This is a genomic window from Agreia bicolorata (assembly GCF_000938265.1).
Lineage (GTDB): Bacteria > Actinomycetota > Actinomycetes > Actinomycetales > Microbacteriaceae > Agreia > Agreia bicolorata.
This window is the reverse complement of record NZ_JYFC01000004.1, coordinates 187,015-202,074: the sequence shown is the minus strand read 5'-3', so window position 1 is coordinate 202,074 and position 15,060 is coordinate 187,015. Positions and strand designations below refer to the sequence as shown.

The following is a 15,060-nucleotide window of genomic DNA, read 5'->3' as shown; positions in this document are numbered from 1 at the left end:
CTGCCACACCATACACACCTCTTTACCCTGATTGCCTAATTGCGGAAGGGCCGAGGAAGCGACGCCGACCCCTTGCGCATATCGCACGGGTGAGGAAGATGGAAAGCGACCTCATAGGGGAGGATGCAAAAATGACATCGACAGAATTCGGAAGTTACACCGCGAAACTCACGGACGGTCCGCTCGAAGGACGCACCGTTCGAACGGAGTTCACCGAGGCGGGCGAGCCCCTCGCGCAGCTCGAGATTCCTGCGGGAACCGCAAAGCGTTACCTCTATCTGCGCGGCAGCGGCGTCGAATACAACGGCGAGGGCGACAACGCCGCACTGCCGTCGGCCGTCGACTATCGCTTCATCGAGTCTCGCCTGGGCTGAGAGCCGAGGCGTCACCGGGTGTAGTCCCAGTGCCACGGTTCGTCGGGATCGGTGAGCGGCTCGAATCCGAACTGCGCGGCATTGTCGGTGAGCCAGGCATGCGGGGGTGCGCCCCGCACAACGGGCGGATTCACGAAGTCGACGGCCACGGCCTGACCGTGATTCGACGTGCCGGGAATCGCTGCGCGCGGCCAACCGTACTCGTCGAAGACACGCTGCTGGGCAGCGAGGTCTCGATAGCCCTCGTCGACGGGAAGGTAGTTGCCGGTCTGCGAGTGATAGGCGTCAAGCATCTGCACCAGAGCGGCGGCCGCGTCGGCCCGCAGGTAGACAGGCGGATCGGAACGGACTCCCGGATACGAGATCACAATCAGGTCTTCGGTCGGGATCGCTCCATTTGCGGTCGACGTCTGGGGCGTCGATCGCGGCACCGCTGCTCGCGCGGTGACGGAGAACATTGTCGTGAAGATCTCACGTCCGACTGTGACCGTGGCCTCATCTCCCACCACCTCGCAGCCCAGCAGTGTTGCCCGGTTGAGGGTCGCGGCCTCAGCCGCGATGTCGCACGACTGGGCGGCCGACTGAATCGACGCCGACTCGGCGGCCGCGATCGCGGCCGAGTCTGCCGCCGCATTGGTTCTCGCCTTCGCCGGAATCACCGAGAAGAACGTCAGGGCGACGAGAGAGAAGGCCAGGGCCCCCGCGGCGACCGTCAGAGCCAGCATCCCTCCCGCGCCGTCGTCGCCGGTGAGCCGGTGCCGAATACTCATTGTCCGCCTCCCAACGCACACGTGGTCGAGCTCACCGGAATGGCGGGGAGCGCGAACGGGCCGGCCGACGCCGAGACGGTGACCGTCGCACAGACGAATCGGCCGTCGATGCTCGAGGAGAGAACCGCGCCGCCGCCGAGGAGCTTCACCACTGTCTCGGTCGCACCCGAGTCGTCACCGCGGCCGAGCAGTCGGGCCGCCGATGATGCCGCATCGGCGACCCGCATCTGCTGCACAATGAGCTGAAATCCTCCGAGTATGGCCGCGACGATGACGAGCGCGGCCGGCAGCACTGTGACGAACTCCATGGTGACGCTGCCGCGGTCGGCTCGAAGTGCGCGGAACGCGTGAGACATACCGACCACGCGAACAGGGATCTGCTGCATCGTGCTGGCCCGCCTATCCGGCGAAGCTCAGGGCCGTGCGTACGAGATCCATGAGGATCTGCTTCACCGCGTCGCCGCGCAGGAGCATCACGAGGAGGCCTGCCAGACTCACCGCAGCCATGGTGGCGACGACGTACTCTGCCGTCGCGGCTCCCTCATCGTCTCGGAGCGCGTGCCCGACAGTCTCGACTGACCCCGCCGTTCGCAGGCAGGTCATATTCAGGTCACTCATCATTGCTCACTCTCTTTCGGTTTCGGCACGAGTGGTGTGGGGACTCCAAGCCTCGTCGAGGAGGTGAATGCGTTCGACGGCCTGGCTCGATCTGTGCGGGCTCACGAGAGTTCGACCACGGTGGAGGAGAAGATGGCGATCATCATCGGCGCGACACCGAGCAGCATGAATGCCGGAAGCACGCATACACCGAGGGGAATCATCAGTGTTGTGCCGAGCGCTGCAGCACGCGACTGGGCGCGACTCGTCGCCTCACGACCAATCTGCCGGGCCTCGCTCTGCAGTAATTCGGCGGCCGGAACCCCCGCAGCACGTGACAGCTCGAGCACCCGGTCGATGCGTTGTGGATCGTCGGATTCACCGAGATCGTGCAGCCTAAGAGCCTCGATCGCGAGGTCGCGGGCGCGTGTCAATGAGCCGCCGCCCGCGAGACCGATGGCCACCAGTTGGGCAGTCAGTCCCGGTGACGATTCGGCTGGCCTCGCTCGCGCCACAAGCCTGGATGTCCACCGCGCTGCGGCCACGGTGAGCAGCGCGCCGGCGACGAGACAGCCGACCCCTAGAGGAGTGCCGAACAGCACGCCGATCGTGTCGAACCCCAACAGGGTTCCGAACACCAGCCCGAGCACCGGCATCACGCCGACGAACCGTGCGGTGGATCGGGGACCGGCCAGCGCCGCATCGACGTCTCGATGCAGTTGCCCGAGCTGGCGAAGAGTGTCAGCGGTCTCGCGCAGGCTCGACGCGAGCGGCGCCCCGCTCTCGTTCGCGACGAACCACGACGCGGCGACCGCTCGCCACGCCGAACCAGCCTGGGCGGCATCGGCCGATGACGCGACACTCATGATGGCCGCAGGAATCGAGCCGCCGGCCGTGACAGATCGCGCGACCGTGTCGACGATCTGGTCGTGCGATTCGCCCGCGTCACCCAGATAGCGCCACGCGTTCGTGGGTGCGACGCCGGCACCGAGCATCACCGCGAGCCGTTGCACCACCGAGGCGACCGCCTCGACGGCCAGAGCATCTGCTGCCATCACTCGACCGCCTCGACCCGCAGCCGACCGGCGGCATCGATGCCGAACCGGCCCACGGCATCCAGAACCCTGCGCGCACCGCGACGCTCGAGATGGAGCACGAGCCCTATGGCGCTCACGGCCTGTCTGGCCACGGTCTGCGGGCTCATCGCCGCCAGCGAGCCGAGCGCCTCGAGGCGCGCAGGCACATCGTCGAGCGAGTTCGCGTGCAGCGTTCCGGCGCCGCCATCATGCCCGGTGTTGAGGGCCGAGAGCAGTTCACGGATCTCGCCGCCCCGGCACTCGCCCAGCACGAGCCTGTCCGGCCGCATGCGCAATGCCTCACGCAACAGCCGATCGAGTCCGACCCCGCCTGCCCCCTCGAGGTTCGGCTGGCGTGTCTCGAGGGCAATGAAGTGCGGATGCTCGACGCGGAGTTCGGCGACGTCTTCGACCGCGATGATGCGATCGGATGGATCGGCGGCGGCCAGAAGTGCTGAGAGAAACGTGGTCTTTCCGCTACCACCGGCGCCCGTGATGAGCAGATTCGCCCGGCTTCGCACGGCCTGGTCGATGAGGGCGCGGGCGCCCTCCGCCTCGGCCCCCTCGCCGAACAACCCGGATGCCGCCAGAGAGTCGAGACGCGGACGATCGAGCGGCGGAATGCGGATGGAGAGCAGAGTTCCCCTCGGTGCGATTGGAGGAAGAGCGGCGTGCACCCGTATGCCGTCGTGCAGCCGCACATCGGCGCACGGCGTGGCCTCGTCTATGTGGCGTCCTCCGCGAGCGACGATCGCCACGGCGAGTTCCCTGAGCTTCGCCTCGCTGGGGCACGACCACCCCGTCTGCCGCACGAGCCCAGCTCCCCTGTCGATCCAGAGATCGCCAGGACCGTTGACGAAGACATCGGTCACGTCGGGATCGCCGACGTAGCCGGCCAGCGGCCCGAAGTCGGATGCGCCCGCGCGGCTGCGGGGCGCGGCCGTCGGCGCTCGTGCTCCGGCAGAGTCCGTGCCCGCGCCTGCGGTGGGGGACGGCGGCGCGGGCACGGGTGGAGGCGCGCTCAGCACGGGAGCTGCGACGAAGGGTTCGCGCCCGTGCGCTGCCTCGTCGGGCCTGTCGTCCGTGTACTGTCTGCTCGCCATGTCCACGAACGTAGAACCGTCAAGGGCACCGTTGCGCGTACAGTCCGAAGACTGTGGACTGCTCACCCGACGGCCGCGTGGGGAGGACAGGAACACGGCCTCAGACGTGCACAGAGAGAGCGGTTAAAAAGAAGGGGCGGCACCTAATGGGGGGAAAGGTGCCGCCGTAGCAACGCTGGATCGGGGGAATCCGTATATGCGTTGCATCTGGAAACGAGGTCCAGTGGGAACGAGTTTACTCGCCGGAAACATAACCGCAACTTCCCTCAGCTTTTTCTCAGCGGACCCCGACTTAGTCGCACTCCGCGAAGGCAACGTGACGCAACATCACCGTCTTTCCGCCCTATCCAAGGCTGGCTAAGATGGCCCCAGCCGTCGCAAAGGAGCGCACTGAGTTCATGAGCAATCGCATCGACAATCTTCTCCACGAAGCCCGCCGTTTTCCGCCTTCCGAGGAGTTCGCGGCGAACGCCGTCGCGGGAGCAGACCTTTACGAAGCGGCCGGCAACGACCGCCTGCAATTCTGGGCCGACCGGGCACGCGAACTGCTTCATTGGCATACCCCGTTCACCCGCACGCTTGACTGGACAAACCCTCCTTTCGCCAAGTGGTTCGACGACGGCACCCTCAACGTCGCCTACAACTGCCTCGACCGACATGTGCTCGCCGGCAATGGCGACCGCGTTGCGCTGCACTGGGAGGGCGAGCCGGGAGACTCTCGCAGCTACACCTACGCCGAACTCACCAGTGAGGTGAAGCGAGCGGCGAACCTGCTGACGAGCCTCGGCATCCGCCAGGGCGATCGTGTGGCAATCTACCTGCCCATGATTCCCGAAGCGGTCATCTCCATGCTCGCCGTCGCCCGCATCGGTGCCGTGCACTCCGTGGTGTTCGGCGGGTTCAGCGCCGAGAGCCTGCGCAGCCGCATCGACGATGCGAGCGCCAAGCTCGTCATCACCGCCGACGGCGGGTACCGCAAGGGGTCGGTATTCCCGCTGAAAAAGGCCGTGGATGCCGCGCTCGCGGCCGGCGGCGAAAGTACGGTCTCGCACGTGCTCGTCGTCAAACGCGGCGGCAACGATGTCGAATGGACAGAGGGCCGTGATCTCTGGTGGCACGACGAGATGGTGGCTGTCGACGACGAGCACGTGGCGAAGCCCTTCCCCGCCGAGAACCCGCTCTTCATCCTCTACACCTCAGGAACCACGGGAAACCCGAAGGGCATCCTGCACACCTCCGGCGGCTACCTCACCCAGACGGCGTTCACGCACAAGTCCGTTTTCGACCTGCACGCCGAGACGGATGTCTACTGGTGCACGGCCGACGTCGGATGGATCACCGGCCACAGCTACGTGGTCTACGGCCCGCTGGCGAACGGCGCGACGCAGGTGCTCTACGAAGGAACGCCAGACTCGCCTCACCCCGGACGCTGGTGGGAGATCATCCAGAAATACGGCGTGTCGATCTTCTACACCGCTCCCACCGCCATCCGATCGTTCATGAAGGCCGGCCGGCAGATACCCCAGCAGTTCGATCTGACGAGTCTTCGGCTGCTCGGATCGGTGGGCGAGCCGATCAACCCCGAGGCGTGGATCTGGTACCGCGATGTGATCGGCGGTGGCGAGACCCCGATCGTCGACACCTGGTGGCAGACCGAGACCGGCGCCATCATGGTCTCGGCCCTGCCCGGGGTGACCACCCTCAAACCGGGCTCCGCGCAGGTCGCGATCCCCGGCATCCAGATCGAGGTTCTCGACGACGACGGCCACGACGTCGGGCTCGACTCGGGCGGCCTGCTCGTGGTGAGCGAACCCTGGCCATCAATGCTGCGCGGAATCTGGGGCGATCCAGAGCGCTACAAAGAGACCTACTGGGACAAGTTCGGAGACAAGTACTTCGCCGGCGACGGCGCCCGAAGGGATCGCGACGGCGACCTCTGGCTGCTCGGTCGCGTCGACGACGTGATGAACGTGTCTGGACACCGGCTCTCGACGGCGGAGATCGAATCAGCGCTCGTGTCGCACCCGATGGTCGCCGAGGCTGCGGTAGTCGGGGCCGAAGACGAGGCGACCGGCCAAGCCGTGGTTGCTTTCGTCATCGTGCGCACGAGCCAGGCCGACGTGGCGACCGCCGAGGAGGCGTCTGCTCTGCTTCGGGCTCACGTAGCTGAGCAGATCGGCGCTATCGCCAAGCCCCGCACCGTTTTTCTCGTCGCCGAGCTGCCCAAGACGCGCTCAGGCAAGATCATGCGGCGCCTACTCAAAGACGTGGCCGAGGGCCGTGAGGTCGGAGACACCACGACCCTCGCAGACACGCAGGTGATGCAGATCATCACCGACAGGCTCGCTCCCTAGGCGAACTCGACGATCACCTCGATCTCGACGGGAGCGTCGAGCGGAAGCGCGGCGACGCCGACGGCCGAGCGCGCGTGGATTCCGCGATCGCCGAACAGGTCGACGAGAAACTCGGATGCGCCGTTGATCACGCCGGGTTGGCCCGTGAACGACGGGTCGGATGCGACGAAACCGGTCACCTTGACGACCCGCGTCACACGGTCGAGCGAGCCGATCACGTTCTCGACCGCGGCGAGCGCATTAAGAATGGATGTCTGTGCGAGCGACTTGGCGATCGACGGTGAGACAAGCTCGTGCCCGTCTCCTACCTTGCCGGTGTACTCGAGGCTGCCGTCGACGAACGGAAGCTGGCCCGCGGTGAACACGAGGTTGCCCGAGATCACGGCGGGAATGTAGGCCGCGACCGGGGGCACGACGGTGGGAATGATGACGCCGAGTTCGGCGAGGCGCGTGGCGATGACACTCATCAGGAGGCCTCCCCCGCCGCTTCGACAGGGCGCTTGAGGTAGGCGACGAGGCCGCCCTCGGGGCCCGTGACGATCTGCACGAGTTCCCAGCCCTTCGCGCCCCAGGTGTTCAGGATTCCCGTGGTGTTGTGGATCATGAGCGGTGTTGTGACGTACTCCCAAGTGGGCATCCGCGTTCCTTTCTGGGCATTTGCCAGCATCATCGATTACTCTCGAGCATATGTCTGCCCAGAAATCTAAGGTTAGCGGCGTCATCGGAGCGATCCTTGGACTCGTGGGGATGAGCGCCATTGCTGGCGTTCTCGTCACCGCCATGGTCGCCCCCGCGCTCGCAGTCACCGGAATCGCCACGAACAACTCGATCGGCATGTTCGAGAACCTGCCGTCGAACATCCGCCCCGACGTGCTTTCGCAGAAGTCCGAGATCTATGCAAAAGATGGCGCCGGAAACCCGGTGCTTCTCGCGTCGGTCTACGACCAGAACCGCGAAGAGGTCGGCTGGGATCAGATCTCGCCGTTCGTGAAAGACGCCGTGGTCTCTGTCGAAGACCCCCGCTTCTACACACACGGTGGTGTCGACATCATCTCGGCCGCGCGCGCAGCTGCTCAGAGTGCAGCAGGAGGCGACGGCCCCGGCGCATCGACGATCTCGATGCAGTACGTGCGCAACATCCTCATTCAGAAGACCGAGGAGATTCAAGACCCGGCCGAGCGCAAGAAGGCCTTCGACGATGCCACGAAGACCACCGTCGACCGCAAGCTCAAAGAGATGAAGATGGCCATCGGCCTCGAGAAGGAGTTCACGAAGGATCAGATTCTTCTGGGCTACCTCAACATCTCGAACTTCGGTGGAACCGTCTATGGCATCGAAGCAGCTGCCCAGTACTACTACGGAGTATCCGCCAAGGACGTGACGCTGGCACAGGCGACCAGCCTCGTCGCCATGGTCAACGAGCCAAACGGCCTTCGCATCGACCAGCCGGATTCTCCGGAAAAGATCGTCGACAACCAGGCCCGGCGCGACGTCAACATCCTTCCGGCGATGCTCAAAGAGCACAAGATCACCCAGGCCCAGTACGACGAGGCAAAAGCCACACCGGTCACACCCAATATCGTTCAGCCGTCGACCGGTTGCACGACCGCGAACGACAACATTGGGGCTGGCTTCTTCTGTGACTACGTCTCGTACATCGTCAAGAACGATCCCGTGTTCGGCGCGGATTCAGACACCCGCTGGCAGAAGTTCCGCACCGGCGGCTACAAGATCTACACCACGCTCGACATCGACCTGCAGACTGCGGCGATCACATCCATGTTCGAGCACGTTCCGAAGAGCGCCTCGGAGTTGGACATCGGATCATCGATGGTGACCGTTCAGCCTGGTACAGGACGCGTGCTCGCAATGGTTCAGAACAAGATCTTCAATCCGGCCGAAGGGGCTGGTCCCGAAGAGACGTCCATCAACTACAGCACCGATTTTGACTACGGCGGATCGACAGGGTTTGCCTCCGGATCCACCTACAAGGCCTTCACTCTGGCCCAATGGCTGAAGACGGGCCACTCAATCAACGAGCGTGTGAACGGAAGCGTGCAGACGTTCAATATGTCGACTTTCAAGAATCGCTGCCAGCCCGGCGGCTACTCCGGCACCTACAAGTCCGCCAACGACGGCGGGCCCACGGGATCGATGACCGTAGCCACTGCGACGCAGTGGTCTGTCAACAACGCCTACCTAGCCATGGCTCAGAAGCTCGACATGTGCGACATTACGGAGACAGCCGCTGCCTTCGGCATGCACCGCGCGGATGGCAAGCCCTGGGATCAGGTCATCTCTTCTGTGCTGGGTATCAACGAGGTCGCACCGTTGACGGTCGCAGCCGCATATGCGGGCATCGCGGCTGGGGGAAACTACTGCAAGCCCATCGCCATCGACCAGATCGTCGACTCCGCCGGAGCCGATGTTCCGATCCCCCCCGGAGAATGCAGCCAGGCTGTCGACCCCAACGTGGCAGCGACAATGGCCATTCCGATGCAGCAGGTTGTGGCGGGAGGTACCGCCACAGGCGCACGCATCGGCGATGGCGTGCCCATACTCGGAAAGACCGGAACGACGGACGGCGAAAAGCACGTGTGGTTTGCGGGCGCATCCACAAAACTCGCCACCGTTATCTGGGTAGGAAACGTAGTGGGCGATGTCTCCGTCCGTTACACAAGCGTGCCCGGCTACGGCGAGGTCGACAACATGCGCTGGCCGACCTGGACGCAGTACATGGCTGCGGCGAACCAGAAATATCCCGGCGACGCGTTCCCCAAGGCTGACGGATCGCTCACTCAGACTCCCCAGGCCACCGTCCCCAGCGTTCAAGGTAAGACCATTGCCGAGGCGCAGTCCCTCCTCGAGGCCGCGGGCTTCACGTTCCAAGACGGCGGAGCTACCGACAATGAGGCTCCCGCAGGCACGGCCGCCGGATCCGTCCCGGCCGGCGGAGAGACCGTGGCCAAGGGCTCCACGGTCACCGTCTATACGAGCAACGGCGCGCTGAAGAGCATCCCCGATGTGATCTCCGGTTCGAACAGCCTCGGCGACGCAGCGAACAAGCTGGGTCAGGCCGGCTGGAAGTTCGCGGGAACGAAGTACCAGGTGACAGGTGACGGCTGTAATGAGCAGAAACCGATCGGCACCGAGCCCGCGGTCGGCACCTTCGCGAACCCTGCCAGCCAGGGCGTGTACGTCATCGGCTGTAAGAAGAAGTAGCGCCCCGGTGGCACTGACCCGCCAGGCGACGGTCGCCGCGACAGCCCTCGGGCTGGCCGCGGCGGCCGGAGCTACGGCTTTCGCGTGGGGTTCCCTGGTCGAACGTCGGCTCTACACCCTCCGCCGGGTCTCTGCCCCCGTGCTGCCTGCCGGTGCGGCGGACATCCGGGTGTTGCACATCTCGGATCTGCACATGGCTCCGTGGCAGCACGACAAGCAGGAGTGGGTGAGACGGCTCGCATCGCTTGAGCCCGACCTAGTGGTCGACACCGGCGACAACCTCGGCCACATCGACTCCTATGAGGCGATCGCATACGCGCTCGAGCCGTTCCGCGGCATCCCCGGCGTCTTCGTCAACGGGTCGAACGACTACTTCGCGCCGACGTTCAAGAGTCCGCTGCGCTACTTCATGGGTCCGTCGAAGATGCATCGCGACCCGACTCGACTCGACACGAAGAGGCTCGAGAGCACCTTCGCCGACCTGGGCTGGCAGAATCTCAACAATCGCGCCACGAATCTGGTCGTGAACGGCACCCGCATCGAGTTCTTCGGCGTCGACGACCCCCACCGCCACTACGACCGGCTCGACCGCATTCCGGGGGCTCTCGACGAACTGCGCGAGAACGAAGACGACGACTACGCGGCCGATCTCACCATTGGAGTGTCGCACGCGCCGTACCAGCGTGTGCTCAACTCCTTCGTGACCCACGGCTCCGACGTGATCTTCGCCGGCCACACGCACGGAGGCCAGGTGTGTGTGCCCGGCTTCGGTGCGCTCATCACCAACTGCGACATCCCGAGAGACCAGGTCAAGGGCCTGAGCGTGTGGCGACACGGCTTGCGCGCGGCCTACCTCAACGTCTCCGCCGGTCTCGGCACCTCCATCTATGCGCCTTTCCGCTTCTCGTGCCTGCCGGAGGCAACGCTGCTCACTCTCACCTCCTCGCGCTGACCGGTGCACGCGGCACCCGCCGATATCGGCTAGGATGATTGAGGCCTTCGGGCTGATCGGGGTATGGCGCAGCTTGGTAGCGCGCGTCGTTCGGGACGACGAGGTCGCAGGTTCAAATCCTGTTACCCCGACCATCAAAAGGCTCCCTCTCACATGAGAGGGAGCCTTTTGTGTTGATGTGCTCGTAGATAACAGAGTAGTCACGCTCTGGGTCGACACTCGGCTTACTCCGCTAGGTTTCGAGAGTGAACACACTTGCTCGCCGCACTCCGCGACGGAACGGCATCGTGACTCTTCTGACCGCCGTGGCCTCGGTGACGGTCCTTCTGTTCGGAGGCATCTTCTCCGCTCCGCAGTCCGCGGCCGCCGAAGGGAACATCGCGGACAAGCGACCGCTGGTGGTCTTCATCGGCAACTCATTCACCGGCGGCTCGGCGATGGACTCCGGTGGCATCGCCCGCTTCCCTTCGCTTCTATCGGCCAAGCTCGAATTCCCGTACATGACGCTGACGGCCGACGGCGCCGGCTACGCATCCGCCGGAACCGAATCGCGCACCTTCGTCACTCTTGCTAAGCAGGTTCCCAAGAATGCTGCAGTGGTCGTTGTGCTGGGCAGCGACGACGACGCCGACAACACGGCGGCGGACATCCGGGCCGGAGCGGCTGAAACTTACGCGAACATCCACGACCAGGCCCCAGGCGCGGTCATTCTTGCAGTGGCGTCGCCGTGCGGCCAATCGCCTGCGCCAAAGGGCATCACTACAGCGCGAAACGCCGTGCGGGATGCCGCGCAGCAGGACGGCAATGCGTTCATCGACACGATCGCCGACAAGTGGTTGGTTGCCGGACCCACCGGCCAGGTGGGCGCAGACGGCGTGCACCCGACAAACATCGGGCACGCCGAGATGGCGAAATACCTCGCCCCGGTGCTCAACCGATTGCTGCCCACCCTTTCAGACTAAGAGGCACTGCCGAGCACACCGCCGCTTTCGTCGAGGTAGCAGACGCCGCAGAGCGACTCATAGGTGACGTGCTCACCGTCGATCGCGACCTGCGCACCATCGAAGACGAACACGTCGTCGATCTTGCGCGAGTTGAAGATCGCCTTACGCCCGCAGCGACAGATGGTCTTGAGCTCTTCGAGGCTGTGCGCGATCTCCATAAGCCGCGCGCTGCCCGGAAACGCCGACGTCTGGAAGTCGGTACGGATGCCGTAAGCGAGAACCGGCACATCGTCGAGAATCGCGATGCGTAGGGCATCGTCGACCTGCTCGGGCGAGAGGAACTGAGCCTCATCGATCAGAAGGCAGGAGATCGGCCCCGAACCACCCGCAATCGACCCGTCGCGGCGCTCGATGAAGTCTGCACGAAGGTTCGAGGAAGGAGTCACGAGAAAGTCGACCGCGCGTGTGACGCCCAGGCGGGACACGATGCGAGTATCTCCCTTGGTGTCGACCGAAGGCTTGGCGATCAGCACGTTCTGGTGGCGCTCCTCATAGTTGTAGGCGGCTTGAAGCATAGCCGTGCTTTTGCCGCTGTTCATCGCCCCGAACCGGAAGTAGAGTTTCGCCACGCATCCAAGGGTAGTTGCTCGCGCATCCGGCCAAACCCGATCGACGCAACGCCCGGCCGCCGTCGCCGACAGAGCTCAGAACAGGGTGGGCTGCCCCTGGTCGATCTCCTCGGGAATGATCGATCCCACCGATGGTGTCGACCCGGGAATCGGACGAGGACTGCTTCGCCCAATGGCCGAGCTGCGAATTCCGCCGGATGCGGCGTCTTCGATGCCGCGCTGAAGGCCATGAGCCCTGATGAGCGGCTGGATGCGCGCCGCCAACCACTTTCTATAGTCTTTCGGCGCATAGCTGTTGGCGCCGTAGTACATGCGCCCGTACTGCTCGACGAGTTCGGGGTGCGCGGACTGCAGCCACTCGAAGAACCACGTCTTGACACCAGGGCGCAGGTGCAGCGCTGTGTAGAGAACCGTGGTCGCACCCGCCGCCTTAATCTGACGCAAAGCCTCGTCGAGATGCACCTTCGTGTCTGTGAGGTAGGGCAGGATCGGCATAAGGAATACGCTGCAATCGAGACCGGCGTCGCGCACGGCTGTGACGGTCGCGAGGCGAGCCTTGGTTGATGGAGTGCCCGGTTCGATCGACTGCTGCAGTTCGTCGTCGTAGATTGCGATCGACATGGCCAGGTCGACAGGCACACGGGCACTCGCGTCGACCAGAAGCGGCAGGTCTCGCCGCAGAAGAGTGCCCTTCGTAAGGATCGAGAACGGTGTCTGCGATTGAGCGAGGGTCGCGATAACGCCCGGCATCAGTCGGTATCTGCCCTCGGCTCTCTGATACGGGTCGGTATTCGTGCCGAGAGCCACCGGAGCATGCTGCCACGACGGCCGCCGAAGCTCTTTCTCGAGAATGTCTGCGACATTGAGCTTGACGATGAGCTGAGCGTCGAAATCGGCGCCGGCGTCGAGGTCGAGGTACGTGTGCGTCGGCCGCGCGAAACAATAGACACAGGCGTGGCTGCAACCCCGATAGGGGTTGATGGTCCACCCGTGAGGAACAGCCTTGCTCTCGCCGGGAATCTTGTTGAGAGCCGATTTCGCGAGGATCTCATGAAACGTGACACCGGCGAACTCAGGAGTCTGCACCGAACGCACGAGATTGTTGAGTCTGGCCAGACCGGGCAGAGCCGATGGCTCCGTTACCGCTATCGCCTGACTACTCCACCGCATGCAGACATTCGAACACATATTCGAACACGAGTCAATCGGCGAAACTGCCGAATAGTTCTCAGGATGCCTCGCGGCGTGCGGCCATGTCGGCCGGCGTGTACGCCGCCAGCGGATTCCGGTTGAGCTTCTGCCGCACCGCAGCGACAGCGAGGTGGCGCAGATGGGTCGACTTCGATGCCCTGACGATACGAGCCTTGAGAGCATACGCATCGACATAGGCCATCCGGGGTGCCCATATGGGCTGCCTGCGCCTGCGCGACGAGACCCCGCGGGTGAGGTGCAGAAATGCCTGCACGGAGCCGATCGCCGACGCGATGTCAACGCCAACCGAAATGGAAGGCAACGATACGTCGCCTGTTTTGTCATCCTGCAGCGTGACGAGGCTGCGCAGATCGGTGTACGGCGGAATATAGGGAAGGCAGCGACTCAAGTCGATACTGCGGGCGCTGATCTGATCCAGGTTCTCCGAGGTGGACAAGCCCATGAACCGCTCGAAGGTCCAGGCGCTCCGAGGGGCGAAGGACATGACCTGGGCGGCGAATCCCACATTCATGACGAGAACGTCGGGGATTCCCTGCCGTCGAGCCTGCCGAGCGATCATGGTGCCGATCTCGGGACGAGTGAGTTCGGACTCGTCGAAAACGAGGTGAGCGCCATGCATGAATTCCGCCGTATTGTCGCGAGTCACACCCTCTCGCCAGACATCCACCCTCGCCGCCGGATTGATATCGAGCACCGCCTCACGGAAGACGTCGACCTTGGCGCGTCCGACCGTAGAAGCTTTCGCCCCCTCCACGCGGTTGACATTCTCTGCCTCGAAGACCTCCGGGTCGGCGACGCTGAACGAGCCGACTCCCATACGGGCGAGTTTCACTCCGAGTTGAAAGCCATCTCCGCCAACCCCTCCGATGGCGACCCGACTGGAAATCAGAGCGCCCTGCTCGGCCTCGCTCCAAAAGCCGTAGTTACGCGAGAACTCAGGCGACGAGATCGTCTTCACGCGTCGACCTCGAGTGGCGACGAAGCGCGACGGGAAACCCGACCAAAATACGCCATCCCGGGTTCGGCTGCCTGGAATGCGGCGATGAAGGAATCGTTGCGAGTATTGACACACACCGTCGAGGCAGGGATATCGATCTCCATTGGCACGTTGTAGTCGAGATAGTGGGCGATATAGCGTACGTCGCCGATGCGCTCGAGCGCGATGATTCCACGCAAGTGTCGTTCGAGCCACGGCTCGATGATGGCGAAAGTCCTCCCGAGTCCATGGGGAGGGATGTAGGCGAGCATCAGTGCGAACAGCTGCCACTGCACGAGATCCTGCAACGCAGCCTTCTCGTGGCGGGCGATCACGCGCGACACCTCGACGTCGTTGCCGCGCAAAGGAAGATCCCCGAACGCGTCGGGACAGAACTCCTCGACCGGCAGCGGGCGATCGCCCCTGACGATGAGCCGCGACACCCCGACGATGCGCACACCGACATCCGTCTGCTCGAAGACGGCGAACGTCACTGAGCGGGCATCATCCTGATCCCGGTCCGTACCATCCTCGTCGAGTTCGTCGGCGGCCAGCTGGGCGGTCTGGTCAACGTAGACGCGACGACGAAGTTGAAAGTGAGCGGCATACTCCGCCTCGAGACCTTCTGCAGCGCGTCCGTCGATCGCGAGGATGCCGGCGCTCAACCTCGACTCCGGACTCGCAGCGAACACCCGAGAATTCGTGACCACAGGAATGACCTCTTGGTTCGAAACGGTGCGATCAATGCGCGACATAGTCACCCGCGTCTAGAGAAATTCGACGCAATACACCCAAAGCCACAACACGCTCCAACATTCAGCACGACCACGCCGTGTATCGCCTCGGGCTCT

At 64.1% G+C, this 15,060-nt stretch carries 16 protein-coding genes and 1 tRNA gene; 6 read left to right on the top strand and 11 right to left on the bottom strand.

All coding sequences use genetic code 11. From position 1 onward, the window contains the following. Positions 1 to 131 precede the first annotated feature (131 nt). On the top strand, positions 132 to 374 hold the full coding sequence (locus tag TZ00_RS11130) for a hypothetical protein (protein WP_044441754.1): 243 nt from the start codon (positions 132 to 134) through the stop codon (positions 372 to 374). An 11-nt stretch (positions 375 to 385) separates the two neighbouring features. Here the strand turns inward: TZ00_RS11130 and TZ00_RS18920 are convergent, their stop codons facing one another. The 5 genes from TZ00_RS18920 to TZ00_RS11105 form a co-directional block, all read right to left on the bottom strand. After that, positions 386 to 1,144: a M15 family metallopeptidase gene (locus tag TZ00_RS18920; RefSeq protein ID WP_052521496.1), complete on the bottom strand. Its 759-nt coding sequence runs from the start codon at positions 1,142 to 1,144 to the stop codon at positions 386 to 388. Beyond that, entirely contained in the window at positions 1,141 to 1,530 is a 390-nt protein-coding gene (locus tag TZ00_RS11120; RefSeq protein WP_052521495.1) for a TadE family type IV pilus minor pilin, read from the bottom strand. Before TZ00_RS11120 ends, TZ00_RS18920 begins: the two co-directional genes overlap by 4 nt. A 13-nt stretch (positions 1,531 to 1,543) precedes the next feature. Then, positions 1,544 to 1,747, bottom strand: a complete 204-nt coding sequence (locus TZ00_RS11115; protein ID WP_044441974.1) for a DUF4244 domain-containing protein — start codon at positions 1,745 to 1,747, stop codon at positions 1,544 to 1,546. A 116-nt stretch (positions 1,748 to 1,863) separates the two neighbouring features. Beyond that, positions 1,864 to 2,796 carry a type II secretion system F family protein gene (locus TZ00_RS11110; protein WP_044441753.1) on the bottom strand — a complete coding sequence of 311 codons (933 nt, stop codon included), beginning with the start codon at positions 2,794 to 2,796 and terminating at the stop codon, positions 1,864 to 1,866. Next, positions 2,796 to 3,920: a TadA family conjugal transfer-associated ATPase gene (locus TZ00_RS11105; RefSeq protein ID WP_078714067.1), complete on the bottom strand. Its 1,125-nt coding sequence runs from the start codon at positions 3,918 to 3,920 to the stop codon at positions 2,796 to 2,798. The genes TZ00_RS11110 and TZ00_RS11105 overlap by 1 nt, the downstream gene beginning before the upstream one ends. Before the next feature lie 398 nt (positions 3,921 to 4,318). On the opposite strand from TZ00_RS11105, the gene acs reads away from it, so the two are divergent. Further along, a complete protein-coding gene (gene acs / locus TZ00_RS11100; RefSeq protein WP_044441751.1) occupies positions 4,319 to 6,274 on the top strand; it encodes an acetate--CoA ligase in 1,956 nt (651 codons plus the stop codon). Here the strand turns inward: acs and TZ00_RS11095 are convergent. Both TZ00_RS11095 and TZ00_RS20100 read right to left on the bottom strand, forming a co-directional pair. After that, positions 6,271 to 6,741, bottom strand: a complete 471-nt coding sequence (locus tag TZ00_RS11095) for a RidA family protein (RefSeq protein ID WP_044441749.1) — start codon at positions 6,739 to 6,741, stop codon at positions 6,271 to 6,273. The two genes, acs and TZ00_RS11095, sit on opposite strands and share 4 nt — an antisense overlap. Next, positions 6,741 to 6,911, bottom strand: coding sequence for a Sp36 family protein (locus TZ00_RS20100; protein WP_166428666.1), 171 nt, complete (start codon positions 6,909 to 6,911; stop codon positions 6,741 to 6,743). The genes TZ00_RS11095 and TZ00_RS20100 overlap by 1 nt, the downstream gene beginning before the upstream one ends. A gap of 110 nt (positions 6,912 to 7,021) precedes the next feature. Here TZ00_RS20100 and TZ00_RS11085 point away from each other — a divergent pair, with 110 nt between their 5' ends. The 4 genes from TZ00_RS11085 to TZ00_RS11070 all read left to right on the top strand — a co-directional run bounded on the left by TZ00_RS11085 (position 7,022) and on the right by TZ00_RS11070 (position 11,410). Next, positions 7,022 to 9,496 carry a transglycosylase domain-containing protein gene (locus tag TZ00_RS11085; RefSeq protein ID WP_161793766.1) on the top strand — a complete coding sequence of 825 codons (2,475 nt, stop codon included), beginning with the start codon at positions 7,022 to 7,024 and terminating at the stop codon, positions 9,494 to 9,496. A 13-nt stretch (positions 9,497 to 9,509) separates the two neighbouring features. After that, entirely contained in the window at positions 9,510 to 10,448 is a 939-nt protein-coding gene (locus TZ00_RS11080) for a metallophosphoesterase (protein ID WP_044441969.1), read from the top strand. A 57-nt stretch (positions 10,449 to 10,505) separates the two neighbouring features. After that, a tRNA-Pro gene (locus TZ00_RS11075) sits at positions 10,506 to 10,582 on the top strand. Positions 10,583 to 10,693: 111 nt separating this feature from the next. Continuing rightward, entirely contained in the window at positions 10,694 to 11,410 is a 717-nt protein-coding gene (locus tag TZ00_RS11070) for an SGNH/GDSL hydrolase family protein (protein WP_044441737.1), read from the top strand. Here the strand turns inward: TZ00_RS11070 and TZ00_RS11065 are convergent. The 4 genes from TZ00_RS11065 to TZ00_RS11050 all read right to left on the bottom strand — a co-directional run bounded on the left by TZ00_RS11065 (position 11,407) and on the right by TZ00_RS11050 (position 14,964). After that, entirely contained in the window at positions 11,407 to 12,021 is a 615-nt protein-coding gene (locus TZ00_RS11065; protein ID WP_044441734.1) for a thymidine kinase, read from the bottom strand. The two genes, TZ00_RS11070 and TZ00_RS11065, sit on opposite strands and share 4 nt — an antisense overlap. Before the next feature lie 75 nt (positions 12,022 to 12,096). Beyond that, on the bottom strand, positions 12,097 to 13,191 hold the full coding sequence (locus TZ00_RS11060; RefSeq protein WP_044441731.1) for an Rv2578c family radical SAM protein: 1,095 nt from the start codon (positions 13,189 to 13,191) through the stop codon (positions 12,097 to 12,099). A gap of 58 nt (positions 13,192 to 13,249) precedes the next feature. Further along, positions 13,250 to 14,191: a ThiF family adenylyltransferase gene (locus tag TZ00_RS11055; protein WP_044441729.1), complete on the bottom strand. Its 942-nt coding sequence runs from the start codon at positions 14,189 to 14,191 to the stop codon at positions 13,250 to 13,252. After that, complete coding sequence (locus tag TZ00_RS11050; protein WP_044441727.1) at positions 14,188 to 14,964, bottom strand: hypothetical protein; 777 nt, start codon at positions 14,962 to 14,964, stop codon at positions 14,188 to 14,190. The genes TZ00_RS11055 and TZ00_RS11050 overlap by 4 nt, the downstream gene beginning before the upstream one ends. Between the last annotated feature and the right edge of the window lie 96 nt (positions 14,965 to 15,060).

Excerpts from the sequence above, each read along its gene's own strand:
- TZ00_RS11115 (WP_044441974.1), bottom strand. The coding sequence starts at position 1,747 with ATGACCTGCCTGCGAACGGCGGGGTCAGTCGAGACTGTCGGGCACGCG.
- TZ00_RS11105 (WP_078714067.1), bottom strand. The coding sequence starts at position 3,920 with ATGGCGAGCAGACAGTACACGGACGACAGGCCCGACGAGGCAGCGCAC.
- TZ00_RS11120 (WP_052521495.1), bottom strand. The coding sequence starts at position 1,530 with ATGCAGCAGATCCCTGTTCGCGTGGTCGGTATGTCTCACGCGTTCCGC.
- TZ00_RS11130 (WP_044441754.1), top strand. The coding sequence starts at position 132 with ATGACATCGACAGAATTCGGAAGTTACACCGCGAAACTCACGGACGGT.
- TZ00_RS18920 (WP_052521496.1), bottom strand. The coding sequence starts at position 1,144 with ATGAGTATTCGGCACCGGCTCACCGGCGACGACGGCGCGGGAGGGATG.
- acs (WP_044441751.1), top strand. The coding sequence starts at position 4,319 with ATGAGCAATCGCATCGACAATCTTCTCCACGAAGCCCGCCGTTTTCCG.
- TZ00_RS11050 (WP_044441727.1), bottom strand. The coding sequence starts at position 14,964 with ATGTCGCGCATTGATCGCACCGTTTCGAACCAAGAGGTCATTCCTGTG.
- TZ00_RS11085 (WP_161793766.1), top strand. The coding sequence starts at position 7,022 with ATGAGCGCCATTGCTGGCGTTCTCGTCACCGCCATGGTCGCCCCCGCG.
- TZ00_RS11110 (WP_044441753.1), bottom strand. The coding sequence starts at position 2,796 with ATGGCAGCAGATGCTCTGGCCGTCGAGGCGGTCGCCTCGGTGGTGCAA.
- TZ00_RS11060 (WP_044441731.1), bottom strand. The coding sequence starts at position 13,191 with ATGCGGTGGAGTAGTCAGGCGATAGCGGTAACGGAGCCATCGGCTCTG.
- TZ00_RS11095 (WP_044441749.1), bottom strand. The coding sequence starts at position 6,741 with ATGAGTGTCATCGCCACGCGCCTCGCCGAACTCGGCGTCATCATTCCC.
- TZ00_RS20100 (WP_166428666.1), bottom strand. The coding sequence starts at position 6,911 with ATGCCCACTTGGGAGTACGTCACAACACCGCTCATGATCCACAACACC.